At 57.6% G+C, this 13064-nt stretch carries 11 protein-coding genes and 1 pseudogene; 9 read left to right on the top strand and 3 right to left on the bottom strand.

Annotated features, from left to right (window positions below; translation table 11 throughout):
- Positions 1–236: 236 nt before the first annotated feature.
- The 3 genes from V1289_RS13145 to V1289_RS13155 are packed head-to-tail and all read left to right on the top strand — an operon-like array spanning position 237 to position 4098.
- Positions 237–935: an NADAR family protein gene (locus tag V1289_RS13145; protein ID WP_334397346.1), complete on the top strand. Its 699-nt coding sequence runs from the start codon at positions 237–239 to the stop codon at positions 933–935.
- Positions 932–2848: a hypothetical protein gene (locus tag V1289_RS13150; RefSeq protein ID WP_334397347.1), complete on the top strand. Its 1917-nt coding sequence runs from the start codon at positions 932–934 to the stop codon at positions 2846–2848. The genes V1289_RS13145 and V1289_RS13150 overlap by 4 nt, the downstream gene beginning before the upstream one ends.
- Before the next feature lie 14 nt (positions 2849–2862).
- A complete protein-coding gene (locus V1289_RS13155; RefSeq protein WP_334396467.1) occupies positions 2863–4098 on the top strand; it encodes an IS701 family transposase in 1236 nt (411 codons plus the stop codon).
- A 168-nt stretch (positions 4099–4266) separates the two neighbouring features.
- Here V1289_RS13155 and V1289_RS13160 read toward each other — a convergent pair.
- A pseudogene (locus tag V1289_RS13160) lies at positions 4267–5108 on the bottom strand (IS5 family transposase).
- 426 nt (positions 5109–5534) lie between these two features.
- Between V1289_RS13160 and V1289_RS13165 the strand changes: the two are divergent.
- Positions 5535–6050, top strand: a complete 516-nt coding sequence (locus V1289_RS13165) for a DoxX family protein (RefSeq protein ID WP_334397348.1) — start codon at positions 5535–5537, stop codon at positions 6048–6050.
- 274 nt (positions 6051–6324) lie between these two features.
- Here the strand turns inward: V1289_RS13165 and V1289_RS13170 are convergent, their stop codons facing one another.
- Positions 6325–7173 (bottom strand): hypothetical protein, encoded by an 849-nt coding sequence (locus tag V1289_RS13170; RefSeq protein WP_334397349.1) that lies wholly within the window; start codon positions 7171–7173, stop codon positions 6325–6327.
- Between the two features lie 188 nt (positions 7174–7361).
- Complete coding sequence (locus V1289_RS13175; protein WP_334397350.1) at positions 7362–8246, bottom strand: LysR substrate-binding domain-containing protein; 885 nt, start codon at positions 8244–8246, stop codon at positions 7362–7364.
- 231 nt (positions 8247–8477) lie between these two features.
- Between V1289_RS13175 and V1289_RS13180 the strand changes: the two genes are divergently transcribed.
- From V1289_RS13180 to V1289_RS13200, 5 genes are all read left to right on the top strand, one after another.
- Positions 8478–8792, top strand: a complete 315-nt coding sequence (locus tag V1289_RS13180; RefSeq protein WP_334397351.1) for a DUF485 domain-containing protein — start codon at positions 8478–8480, stop codon at positions 8790–8792.
- A gap of 1 nt (position 8793) precedes the next feature.
- Entirely contained in the window at positions 8794–10317 is a 1524-nt protein-coding gene (locus V1289_RS13185) for a solute symporter family protein (RefSeq protein ID WP_334397352.1), read from the top strand.
- 92 nt (positions 10318–10409) lie between these two features.
- A complete protein-coding gene (locus V1289_RS13190; RefSeq protein ID WP_334397353.1) occupies positions 10410–11156 on the top strand; it encodes a haloacid dehalogenase type II in 747 nt (248 codons plus the stop codon).
- A 46-nt stretch (positions 11157–11202) separates the two neighbouring features.
- Positions 11203–12297, top strand: a complete 1095-nt coding sequence (locus V1289_RS13195; protein ID WP_334397354.1) for an enolase C-terminal domain-like protein — start codon at positions 11203–11205, stop codon at positions 12295–12297.
- Positions 12269–13063 carry a 2-keto-4-pentenoate hydratase gene (locus tag V1289_RS13200; RefSeq protein WP_334397355.1) on the top strand — a complete coding sequence of 265 codons (795 nt, stop codon included), beginning with the start codon at positions 12269–12271 and terminating at the stop codon, positions 13061–13063. Before V1289_RS13195 ends, V1289_RS13200 begins: the two co-directional genes overlap by 29 nt.
- The last annotated feature ends 1 nt before the right edge of the window (position 13064 follow it).

The raw sequence follows: 13064 nt of genomic DNA on the forward strand, positions 1-13064 counted from the left end.
TTCGCAGAGAGCAGCTGGCGCTCCCTAAGGGATTCGCCAACAACAACAACAAAAGCTTTTGAAACTATTAGCCTTTTCTAGCCTATCCAGCTCTTGCTGTGTAGCATGTTGGTAGTTCCCCGTCGAGCATCAACGAACGAGCGGTGAGAACGGTGCCCTGTTCACCATCCAGCTACCGAGTTTTCACTATTTTCTTCTGTTCGCGGCGGTTACCAAGCCGCTAGAATCGCCTAGTGATGGGTGAAGATCGGCACTGGCATCGCCCGACGCTGAAGCTCTATGGGGAACGCATGGTGCAAAAAGCTAGCAAGAAACAGCCCGAAGCGGGCGGCTCGCCCTTACCAACTGAAGAAATCAAATTCTATCGAGCTAACGAGAAGCCCTACGGTGCCTTCAGTAACTTGTACAAAAGCCCCATTGAGTTTGAGGGAAAGACATACCCAACTGCTGAACATGCCTATCAGGCGGGGAAGGCTGCCAAGCCCGCAGTTCGTGATTGGATTCTCTCCGCGCCGACCCCTGCGTTAGCGGCAATGGCCGCCCATGGCCTCTACGTTTGGGATGTAGTACCCGACTGGGCCAGTATTAAGTTCGCCCGTATGAGGAAGGTTCTCAGAGCCAAGTTCTCCCAACATGAAACCCTCGCCAAACTACTCATTGAGACCGGCGACCGGCGCCTCGTCGAAGCGGGGACCGTCAACAATGCGGTCAACCGCCTATGGGGCGAAGTTTCAGGCTCAGGACAGAATATGCTTGGCGTAATGCTGATGGAGCTCCGCAAAGACCTCATTAGTGGGACGGTATTCAAGGAAACGACTGAACGAAAACGGAAAGCCTCCGAGAAACCGCTACCAAAGCAGAAAGCCAAGACAAAAAAGAGCGCTGCAAGGCGCAGTCGAGCCGGACCGCTGAAGGTGAAAGCAAAACGTAGATGACTCCCTACGAGCAAGAATTATCAAGGATAGGAGAAACAGTCGGACGCGCAGCGTCGGCAGACATCAAGAAATTAAAACTGGCGATTGTTGGAGCAAGCGAGGCGAGCATTATTGCCATCGGCTCCGGCGGATCGTTCACAGTAGCTTCGCTACTTTGCAGCTTACATGAAGCGTTTACGGGGCGCGTTTCACGGGCCGTAACTCCGCTGGAGCTCATTTGCAATCCAAGCTTAGCTTCAATCAGCCCTATATTTATCGTTTCGGCCGAAGGAAAGAATCCCGACATACTCGAAGCACTCCAGCGAGCAAGACAGCATAGCTCTCGAACGGTCCACGTGATTACAAATCGAGAGCAAAGCCCGTTAATGGGACGAGTGAAAGAACTCAACGACGTCACTTCGCATGTTTTCGAACTCAACGAAAAAGATGGCTACCTTGCCACGAATAGCCTCGTATTCGACGCGTCCTTAATCGCTCGGGCCTATGGCGAATTGGATCGACAAGGAGCATCCATTGAATACCGCGTGGATGAGATTGCTTTCGGGGACCTTTCCCTAGACGCCTGGCTAGACTCCTCAAGATCATTCACTCATGAAGCTGCTACGCGCGGAAGCCTCATAATTGTCTTCTCGCCCAACCTTCGTCCGATAGCAGAGGATTTAGAATCCAAGCTATCCGAAGCTGCGCTCCTATTTTGTCAACTCGCAGACTTCCGTTCTTTCGCACATGGACGTCACCTCTGGCTAACTGAACGTTCGAGAGACAGCACTCTGTTGGTTTTAACCGAACCTGCAGTCGAAAATCTGTGGATCGACATGCAGCCACAAATTCCTTCTGAGGTACCGACGTTCTGCATGCCCCTGTCTGGCGCGAAGCCAAAAGACTTAATCTCGGGCTTGATTGCCGGGATGCATTTAGTCTCGAAAATAGCGAACGCGGCAGACCGAAACATCGCGAAGCCGACGATTTCCCCATTGGGAAGGCGCCTTTACTACGCCAACCTCCAGAGCCTCATTCCACCTCCGCATGAAGACAACCTTCGCGGCGAAACATCGAAGTACGAAGTTCTTGGAGCCCATTGGCCGTCATCGCGCAGCAGCGGAACGATACGACGGGCGCTTGAAGCGGCAGAGCTTGCGTTTGAGGCACAGAAATTCCGCTCTATCGTTTTTGATTACGATGGGACGTTGTGCAGTTCGAATGACAATGATCGCCCGCCGTCACCGCAAATTGTTGCCCACATTGTGCGGCTACTTGAAGCAAACATTGTCGTCGGAATTGCTTCAGGTCGCGGCGGCTCAATTGCCGAGCATTTGACCGAGGTTTTGCCGTCCGCGCATTGGGCAAACGTTCGCCTGGGGCTCCACAACGGCGGATGGATTGGAAAGCTCGGAGAGACCGCACCCGACACCGACCGCCTGAGCGATTTTTTGATTCACGCAAGGCGGATTGTCACGAACCTCCAGTCCTACGGAGTGCCTATCTCAGTCATAAGGGCCACCGCACCCTTTCAGCTCAGTATTCGATTTGAGCCCGGCGTTAATACCGAGACTATGTGGTTCGTGATAGTTGACGCATTCAAGCAAGCCGGATTGGAGACAGGCACAATCGTACGAAGTAAGCACTCGATCGACGTGCTTTCTCGCGGAGTGAGCAAGTCACATCTTGTCGCGCAGATCGTACGTGACGAGCAAATTGATCCTTACGAAGTTGTGACTATGGGAGATCTGGGTGCATGGCCAGGAAATGACGCCTCCCTCCTGCAACACAAATTTTCGCTGAGCGTTGATCTCCCGTCTAGACGATTAGACCGCGGATGGAAGTTGGCCCCGCGTCATAGGCGAGACGTTGATGCTACCCTGTGGTACCTCGAACGCCTTAGCACTACAGTTGCCTTTTATGCAGTTTTCTGAATCCATGGGCAACCATGATTCGAAGATCGTGGACGCGGCCAGCGTCGATTGAAGAGACGCTTGCGCTGTGGGCGGCGTCGCTTCGTGAGATCAAGCAACGGATACGTCCGTTGTTCAATCAAGATCGTGTTGCGAGGAATGCAGGCTTGTTTCTGGAAAGCCTGCTCGGAGATGAGCAACGCAAGACCGGTTGGATGCGCGCGGAGGCAGCTGGCGATCCCGGTCCTTGGCGGCAACAGGCGATCCTGGGTCGCAGGGATTGGGATGCTGATGGTCTGCGCGATATCGTCCGCGATTATGTCATCGAGCATTTGGCGGATGACGATGCGGTGCTCGTGATCGACGAGACCGGCTTTCTCAAGCAAGGCAAGGCGTCGTGCGGGGTGGCGCGGCAATACACTGGTTCCGCCGGCAAGATCACGAACTGCCAGATCGGCGTCTTCGCCGCCTACGTGTCGCGCCACGGTCATGCGTTCATCGATCGCGCGCTGTATCTTCCGAAGGAATGGACCGACGATCCAGATCGTCTGGAAGCCGCATATGTGCCTCCCGGTGCCGGCTTTGCGACCAAGCCAAAGCTTGCAACGAGCATGATCGCACGCGCCATAGCCGCGTCTGTACCATTCAAGTGGGTTGCCGGTGATACTGTCTACGGTGTTGGCGATATCGAACAGCAATTACGCCGGGCAGGCAAAGGCTACGTGCTCGGGGTCAGCAGCGCTCATGTATTTCAATCCTGGGGCAAGCGGCGATCGGTCGCCGGCAAGGCCGCGGACATCGCTCGGACGCGGCGCGCGTCCGATTGGAAACGCCTGTCGGCAGGGGCCGGAACCAAAGGACCGCGGCTGCACGATTGGTGCTATCTCGAATTGGCCGATCTCGAGGTCGAAGAATTTTACAGCGCAAATCATGGTCTTTGGACACGAGGTCTGCTGATCCGTCGTCGTATCGCCGATGGCGATCTCGCCTTCTTCACCACCTGGTGTCCAGCGGGAACATCCATCGAAACGCTGGTGGCGGTCGAAGGCCATCGGTGGGCGATCGAGGACAGCTTTGAGACCGCGAAAAACGAGTTCGGGCTCGATCACAACGAGAGCAGATCCTGGCATGGGTGGCATCGCCACGTTTCCCTGGTGATGCTCGCCTTCGCCATGATGGCGGTGATCCGCCATCGCGCCAATTCGCCGCCGCCCAAAAAAACGAAACGCCGAACCACGGCAAAACTCAAAATATCACCAATCCGTCATTGATCCGTTGGTCAATCCAGGAAGTCCGCCGCATCGCCATCAGGCTCGCCCGAAAGCGGATCCAACCCGCACACATCATCGCATGGTCACTCTGGCGCAGAACTCACCAGGCCGCCGCCCAACGGGCCCACTTCAAAAAACGACAACTGTAATGTTAGAGTCTGTCCGGGATCATGCTGTTTTTTGACAGAGCTTTCTGAGCATGAGGCGGATTGAGGCAAGGCGCAAGAACGCCAAGGCCTTTCGGTTGAGGCACTCCCAATCCTTGGCCAAGCGGCGACAGCGATTGAGCCAGGCGATGGTGCGCTCGACGATCCATCGCTTGGGCAAGACCGCAAAGCCCTTTGCTGTATCGGAACGCTTGACGATTTCCACGTCGATTTGCCGGAGGATTTTGCGAACGGCGGACTGAAAGATCGGCCCCTGATAGCCGCCGTCGGCATAGAGCTTCAGCAGGAATGGATGCAGGCCAAACAGCGTGGCCATCACCAACACCCCGCCGTCTCGATCCTGGATGTCCGCCGAATGTACAAGGGCGTGGAGCAATAAGCCCTGGGTATCGACTAGGATGTGGCGCTTCTTGCCCTTGATCTTCTTTCCCGCATCGTAGCCATGCGGGTCAATCCACGCCCCCCTTTTTCCGCGCTCTTGACGCTTTGACTGTCGATGATGGCGGCGCTCGGGCTGGGTTCTCGGTTGGCCAACTCCCGACATTGTACATAGAGCGCGTGATGGATGCGATCGAGCGTGCCGTCCCAAGTCCACAAGTCAAAATAACCGTGCACCGTGCTGCGCGGCGGCAGATCCTTCGGGATCGCTCGCCATTGGCAACCGCTGCTCAGCACATACATCAGACCATTGACCACCTCACGCACATCCACCGTGCGCTTGTTGCCGCCTCGCTTGGCTGACGCAATCAGCGGCTCCACCAACGCCCATTCCTCATCGGTCAAATCGCTGGGATAGCGTAGCCGGCTGCGGTCGTAACGACCGCGGTTCTCTTTCGTCCACATCGGCGCTCCTTCAGATTCGGACCGCCTCCCTTGAATCACAAATGATTCCGATGATTCAACATGTTTTCGGACAGACACTGAGACGTGATTTGCCTACGGTGGGTTCACAATGCCTCGGAACGGCATAACTTTTATTCTGGGGCGGAATACGTGGCGAGGACTCATTTTCGGAAGCAATAGCCCATTCCGCGACGATACGATGCTTCGGCCGGCTGCGTCAGCGAGAACAGTGACCAACGTCTTGCAAGTTCGCTTAAGATATCCGCGCGAAACAAGCACGGCACAGGTCACGCCCAAGTGATCTTAAGCCCGTAACGTAATCGCCTTCACAAGCGAAATGCTGGGCATGGGGTGATGATGCTTCGAGTTTGATCCGGAGCGGGCAAGTCAATCATCCCCTCACACTTATTCCGGGACCGAGTTGATATGACTCTCAAGACGACCCTGATCGAAATGCTATCAAGCAGCCGATGGGATACGACGGCCCGCTGGGCTCCCTTTCCCCTGCGCCTGATAGTCGGGTATGGCTTCATGGAACATGGTTTCGCCAAACTCGCCAGGGGCTGGGAGGCCTTCGCGGCGATCTTGCATGCGATCGGCGTGCCCGCACAAAATTTCATGGCATGGTCCACGATAATGATCGAAGTATTCGGAGGTTTGGCAATAATTCTGGGCGCTTTCGTCACGCTTGTCAGCATACCGATGGCAGCGGTTTTGCTGGTAGCCATGTTTACCGTGCATCTGCCTTACGGGTTCAGCTCGATCAAGCTCATAGCGGTGACTGCTGCCGGCGCGCAGTTCGGGCAGCCAGGCTATGAAACCGACGTGCTGTACCTTGCCTGCCTTGCGGCCCTTGTGCTGGGAGGTTCTGGGCCCTTGGCAGTAGATGGCTTGATCCGAAAGCACATCCTCTCCATGATTGCTCACGACTTCCGCAAATAGCACATTTTTGTTGTAGAAGTCGCCGCTGCCAATTGGACCGTTGTGCCTCTCCGTTGGCCCTGACGTGTTTGCTATGTCGCCTCAGCGTTTCCGATCGGTCGTGCGTTGCGATAAGGCTCTTTCGCTCGGTACAGAACTTGACCTGAAGCGGGAGGCCAGCTGGGCCCAGAAATGACGGCCAGGTTATCCCGGCGTCTCTCCGGTGCTTCGGCTCCCATCGCGTTGTCCGGACAGGTAGTAGAGACGACAAACCTTTCTAGCAGGAAAGCGACTGCTAAGCTGGTTTGAGAGCCAGCGATAGGATTTGCCCAACAGGCAGCATCTTGGCGATCAGGGTCGTCCTGAAAAGATCCAGCGCGCGCACTAGAGCCTCTCGTGCCGCTTCAGGGGCAGGTGGAAAGCCCACTCCCGGGCTCGATATCAACTCGCCAGCGATTCTTTCGGCTGCCTGTATCGTTTCCTGACGCAAGCGGGTCAGTTCGCCCGATTGCGCCAGCGAGGCTAGGAGCGCTGTAGTAACCGCGAGACTGCTCGGCCATAGCGCTAAATGCCGAAACAGGCTCGCGACCATCGTCGGCTGCCCTTCCTCCCCTAGACCGTTGACGAAGTAGACCAGACTCCTGATGTCGGGCGCTAGTGCATCAAGTTTCGGAACAGAAGGAATTGCGGCAATCGGCGCTCCGCTAGGTACCTCCATCCAATCCAGCATGGCGTCGTTCGAGCAGCAAGCGGGGTTACGCGCGACATGGGCGAGCGCGGTGATGCCAATGATATTGGCTGCATTTGTCAAATTATACTGAGCAACAAGAGAGCGAATGCCGGTGAGGTCAGAATCGGAAAGTCCGACGATACGCCAGAGCGATGTGGGAAGAATTATCGTGACATTCGCGGCCGGCATGGCCGCTGCGGCCCTCAACAGACCATCATAACCCCAATTCATGCGGATGCAGCCCCACACCCATTCGAGGCCGCCTGGGATGGTTGCAAGGTGCCGGTAGATCAGATTGACGAGCGGCGTGCCCGAAGCGCGCTTGATATCGGAATAGATACGGGCGACGGCCGCAGAAGCGTCTTCCTGCCGAATTTCGGGCAAGACGGGGAGCTGTGAAAAGGCGCTAGACATGTCGTCTGTGCTCTCAGTTATGTTAATCGACGTGTCCGACCGGTGTCGCAACAACGCCATTTCGATCACTGATGGTTGATCGGGTGACAATCGTCACTTGTCCCATTTTAGATCGTACGTTCTACATTACAAGTGGGCGGCCTCTGGCAACGGCACGCTTGTGAATTCCCCCATGACTAGAGGGGCTTCTAAAGAACCGAGACTGTCGCTGTCGCCGGCCTCGCATTGGTCAAACTGTCCGCCAAATAATTAGCCAACTCGCTGACAACTCGCGAATTGCTGCGCCGGCCGTAAGAATAGACCAATTCCACCGTTGGCAGTTGCGGCAGACGCATGCCATGACGGACGACCCGCAGTGGCGGCGCGACCAGCGCGCGGGCGAGGACGGTGATCCCCATTCCCTCCACCGCCGCCGACTTGAGGCATTCAAAGCTCGGGCTGACGAAACTGAGATGCCAGGACCGCTTGTGGTCCTTCAGCGCGGCGATGGCGAAGCGGCGATAGGCGCAGCCTTCGGGAAATAGGATCAGCGGCACTGACTCATTGTCATCAGCCGAATAATTCGGCCCGCTGACCCAGACCAGCTGCTCACGGAGCGCCACGGTGCCGTTTTTTGCTCCGGTTTCCTGTTTGAAGAAGGCCAGATCGAACTCGCCGCGCATGCTCCGCTTCATCAGGTTTTCGGACTGATTGGCCTCAACCTCCAGTCCGACCATAGGATGCTTGTTCTTGAAGCGCGCCAGCCAAGTCGTGAAATCGCGTCCAAAGAAATCGAGCGGCACCCCGAGACGAACAAAACCGGTCAGCACGTCATCGGACATCGAGGCATAGGCCTCGTCGTTGAGTTGCAGAATCTTTCGCGCATACTGCAGGAGCTTGCCGCCCTCAGAGGTCAGTTCGAGCACACGGCCCTTGCGGCGCGTCAGCAGCGCCTTGCCGACCTGGGTTTCGAGTTTCGCGATCTGCTGGCTGATCGTCGATTGGGAGCGGCCGACGGTTTCCGCCGCGCGCGAAAAGCTCATGGTGTCGGCGATGACCAGAAACGAGCGCAGGCAGTCGATATCGAAGTTCACCGAGATCTCCATAATCGCAAAATACGATATCGATCATCGTTATTATTCATTTTGCCACTTCAGACACCGTCCGTACAGACGTAGTAGCCGCTTTGCGCATAATGACGCCCAAGGACTGGCCAACCCGCTGCAATGCGGGACGCAAATCGCCCCGCGCCTTCCGCGCATCGCATAATCGATGCCGAGAGCGTGAAGGACGCGATTTGATGACAAAAACGCGGGAGGGGAATCGTGGCTCGCAACGGGACATCGCTTGAGGCTGCGCACGCCTCGGTCAAGGAGTTGATCGCCGGGAAGCTGAGGTATCTGGTGCCGATGACGATCATTTTCATAGTCAGTTATATCGGCCTGACCGTATTCGCCGGTTTCGCCAAAGACCTGATGGGCATGAAGATCGCCGGCTCGGTCAATCTGGGCTTCGCGCTGATCGCGCTCAACTATCTGCTGTCATGGGTCCTCGCGATCGTCTACGGGCGCATCGCCGCCGGCAAGTTCGATCCACTCGCCGCGAGGGCTGCGATGGAGATCTCCGGGCGGGGGAATTGAGATGAACCTCACGCTCGGCATATTCATCGTCATCCTGCTGATCACCCTCTGCATCACCTATTGGGCCGCCAGGCGCACGCATACCACGAGCGACTTCTACGCCGCCGACAGCCAGCTCACCGCGACGCAAAATGGATTTGCGCTGGCCGGCGACTGGTGTAGCGCCGCGGCCTTCCTGGGGTTCACCGGGCTCACCGCGCTTTACGGCATGGACGGCGCTTTCTACGCGCTTGGCCCGCTGGTCGCCTTTTGCACGGTGCTGTTTCTGATCGCGGAGCCGATGCGCAATACCGGAAAATATACTCTGGGCGATGTCATCCGCAGCCGGATGCAGACACGAACCTCGCTGCTTGCGGCCATTGCAGGAACCGTGGTTGTCAACTTCGCCTATCTGATGCCGCAGATGGCAGGTGCCGGCGTACTGGTGCGATTGCTGACCGGCATTTCTTACGACTGGGCGGTGATTTTGGTCGGCATCAGCATGATCGTTTACGTTGCTTTTGGCGGCATGCTGGCGACGACCTGGGTGCAGATCGTCAAAGCGGTGCTGATGCTGAGCGCGGGAGCGATAATCCTGGTGATGATCCTGTCGCTGGTGCACTTCAATCCGCTAACGCTGTTCACCGATGCCGAACAGAAATACACCGCCAAATATCTGCTGCCCGGAAATTACCTGAAGAATCCGTTCGACCAGATATCGCTCGGACTCGGCTATACGTTCGGGCTGGCGGGATTGCCGCATGTTATGACGCGATTCTACACGGTGCCCGACGCCAAGACGGCCCGTCGTTCCGTGGTATGGGTGATGTTTCTCGCCGGCGCATTCTTCGCGGGCACCACGCTGTTCGGATTGGCCGCTGCGAATTACGTCGGTCAGGACGCAATCCGAGCCGCCGACAAGGGCGGCAACCTGACGCTACCGCTCCTCGCGCAATATCTCGGCGGTGGAAAGGGCAGCTTCGGCGGAGATTTGATGCTTGGCTTCGTCGCCGCGGTGGCGGTCGCCACGATCCTCGCCGTGGTCTCGGCGCTGACGCTGTCGACCTCAGGCGCCATTGCGCACGACTTTTACGTCAACTGGATCAAGCGCGGACAGGTCGACGGCAAACAGGAAGTCCGGATCGCGCGCATCGCTGCCGTCGTCATCGGCGTGCTTGCAATTGCACTCGGAATTCTCGCGCAGGGCGTCAATGTCGCGGTGCTGGTGATTCTTGCAATCTGCGTAGCCGCCAGCGCCAACTTCCCGGTGTTGATCCTGTCGCTGTTCTGGCGGAGATTCAATACCGGTGGCGTAGTCGGCGGCATGACGGTCGGCCTCATCTCTTCAGTCGTGCTGGCGATGATCGGACCGGCAATGCGCGGCGCCGACGCGCTCTGGCCTCTGGTCAATCCGACGATCGTCTCGTTGCCTCTGGGGTTCCTCGGCGCCGTGTTGGGCACGCTGATCTCGGGGCGCGACGCAGAAAACGAAAAACGCTTCGACGCATTCCTGCTTCAGGTTCACACCGGTGTCGCGCCGGGGTAGATGGGCAGCTGCGCTTGCTGAAAGAAGTCGGCCGCGGTTCACCGCGGCCGATCGGTTTTACTCCACAACCCGTGAGATAAAGGGTCCACCCTGTGACGATCAAAGCTGTTGTTTTCGATGCCTATGGCACCCTCTACGATATCCAATCGGTAGCCGCGATCACTGATGAAGCCTTCCCCGGATATGGCGAGATCATCACCCAGATCTGGCGTCTGAAGCAGCTGGAATACACCTGGCTGCGATCGCTGATGCAGCGCTATGAGGACTTCTCGATCATCACGCGCGAGTCGTTAGCCTACACGCTGCGATGCCTCGGGCTGAAGAACGACCCTGGCGTGTTCGAGCGTATCATGGGCAAATACGCCCATCTCGATCTTTATCCCGACGCGAAGGCAACGCTCGCGGCGATGAAGGGTCGCAAGCTCGCGATACTGTCGAACGGCAGCACCGATATGCTCAATTCTCTTGTTGGCAATACGGGGCTGGACCGGATCCTGGATGCCACGATCAGCGTCGATTCCAAACAGATCTTCAAGCCGGCCCCGGATGCCTACACGCTGATCGAATCGAATCTCGGGGTCACGCCTGCCGACGTGCTGTTCGTGTCCTCAAATCCGTTCGATGCTTGCGGTGCCAAGGCGTTCGGACTGAAAGTAGCGTGGATCGAGCGGGTGACGCCCGAGGCCATGGCCGAGGCCTGCCAGAAAAACGATCTCATCGCACCGCTGACCATGTTCAGGGCACTCCGGATGCAGATGGATCAGCTGGGCCTTGAACCAGACTATCGCGTCGACGGGCTCTCCGCGCTGGTCGAAATCTTGTCATCGATGCCGAGTTAGCGGATTCCGCTGGCCGCTTTAGCCTGCTCCAGGAGGAACAGATGCCATGAGCAACAGTAAGCTTACGCTCCGCTCGCTCACGGCCACGGCCGTCACGCTGCCGATGAAGCGTCCGCTCGGTACGAGCGCAAAAAGCATCGACAACGCATGTCTGCTGCTCGTCGATCTCCTGACCCAGGATGGCATCGAGGGGCGCGCCTATGCGTTCTGTTACCTGCCGTCTATTGCCCGTTCACTTGTCCCGATTGTCGCCGAGCTAAGTGACGCGCTGACAGGGCTGCCGTTGGCACCGCTCGATCTCGCGCAGCGCGTTTCACGTCATTTCAGGCTTCCCGGCATAACCGGTCCGCTGGCGATGGTTGCTTCATCGGTTGATACGGCTGCTTGGGACGCGCTCGCGAAGTCCGCCGGGCTGCCGCTTGCAACCTATCTGGGGGCTGACCTGCAACCCATCCCGGCCTACAACAGCAATGGGCTTGGACTGATGTCGCCGGAGGCCGCGGCCGATGAGGCCGAGGCCTTGCTTGAGAGCGGATTTGCTGCTGTCAAGCTACGCCTTGGCCGAGCCGATTTTCATCAAGACCTTGCAGCCGTCAAGGCAGTGCGACGCCGCCTGCCCGATCGGGTGCGGTTGATGGTCGATTTCAATCAGGCGCTGACGTTTTCGGACGCCATGAAATATGCATTGGCGCTCGATGTCGAAGGCGTCTACTGGATTGAAGAGCCGATCCGGCATGACGACTACCGGCACATGGCGCTGATCGCGCAGGCCGCGAAGACACCCATACAGATTGGCGAGAACTTCACAGGGCTGCCGCCAATGGCTGCGGCCCTGGCGGCTGGAGCGTCGGACTACGTCATGCTTGATCTTGACCGCATCGGCGGGGTCACCGGCTGGCAGCGCGCGGCGGGGCTTGCCGCCGCCTACAATCGCGAAGTCTCGTCCCATCTTTTTCCGGAAGTGAGCGCGCATCTACTCGCTGCGACGCCAGGCCGTCATTGGCTCGAATACGTCGATTGGGCCGATTCGATTTTGCAAGAGCCAATCCAGATCGGGGACGGCATGGCCATTATTCCGTCCCGCGCCGGCAACGGCTTGTCCCGGAACACTGATGTCGTCGCAAAATATAGACTGGACTAAGCGATGGCGAACGCACAATCCCGTTCCGTACTCAAGACTTTTGGCTGCACGGCAATGGGACGATTACCAAAGGCGCACGCCTGGAACCTATTTCGCCGAAGCACGGGATTCGCTGACGCTGGATGAGGCCTACGCCGTCCAGATGGAGGTTGCGCGTTTGCGCTGCGAGGCCGGCGACGCCGTCGTGGGATACAAGGTCGGCTGCATCGGATCCGGCGTGGTCGAGCAATTCGGCATGAGCGGTCCGATCCACGCACGTCTTTTCCGCAGTGAGATCAGGAATTCCGGAGAAAAACTGCAGTACAATGCGTACGCCAATCTCGCGATCGAGGGTGAGATGGCCGTCCGCATCGGCACGAACGGTGGAATCGAGGCGGCTTTCCCAGTCATTGAACTGCATCACTTCGTCTTTCGAGGTCCGCGTAAAACGCTCGCAGAGCTCGTCGCCAACAACGGGATCAACGCCGGTGCGGTGATTTCAAGTCGCCATACAACCACGGTGCTCGAGGATTGGACGGCCGCCCGCACCTTGTCCGTTGTGGTCAACGGCGTAACGATCGATGCCGGAGCGTTGTGGGCGATGAGAGGCGGCGCTGCCGAAGCGATCGAATGGCTCCGCCACGACCTCGGTCGCTTCGGCGCCTCATTGAGACCTGGGGACCTCCTGCTGGCAGGCACGCCGCTTGGACTGAATCCGGTAAAGCCTGGTGACCACGTAATCGTTTTGGTCGATGACCGCGAATACGTGGCGTGTCGGATCGCTTAAT

This window comes from Bradyrhizobium sp. AZCC 2289, from assembly GCF_036924615.1.
Lineage (GTDB): Bacteria > Pseudomonadota > Alphaproteobacteria > Rhizobiales > Xanthobacteraceae > Bradyrhizobium.

Coding starts and splice junctions, on each gene's coding strand:
- V1289_RS13185 (WP_334397352.1), top strand. CDS start 8,794: ATGAACCTCACGCTCGGCATATTCATCGTCATCCTGCTGATCACCCTC.
- V1289_RS13170 (WP_334397349.1), bottom strand. CDS start 7,173: ATGTCTAGCGCCTTTTCACAGCTCCCCGTCTTGCCCGAAATTCGGCAG.
- V1289_RS13145 (WP_334397346.1), top strand. CDS start 237: ATGGGTGAAGATCGGCACTGGCATCGCCCGACGCTGAAGCTCTATGGG.
- V1289_RS13150 (WP_334397347.1), top strand. CDS start 932: ATGACTCCCTACGAGCAAGAATTATCAAGGATAGGAGAAACAGTCGGA.
- V1289_RS13155 (WP_334396467.1), top strand. CDS start 2,863: ATGATTCGAAGATCGTGGACGCGGCCAGCGTCGATTGAAGAGACGCTT.
- V1289_RS13165 (WP_334397348.1), top strand. CDS start 5,535: ATGACTCTCAAGACGACCCTGATCGAAATGCTATCAAGCAGCCGATGG.
- V1289_RS13200 (WP_334397355.1), top strand. CDS start 12,269: ATGTCGTCGCAAAATATAGACTGGACTAAGCGATGGCGAACGCACAAT.
- V1289_RS13195 (WP_334397354.1), top strand. CDS start 11,203: ATGAGCAACAGTAAGCTTACGCTCCGCTCGCTCACGGCCACGGCCGTC.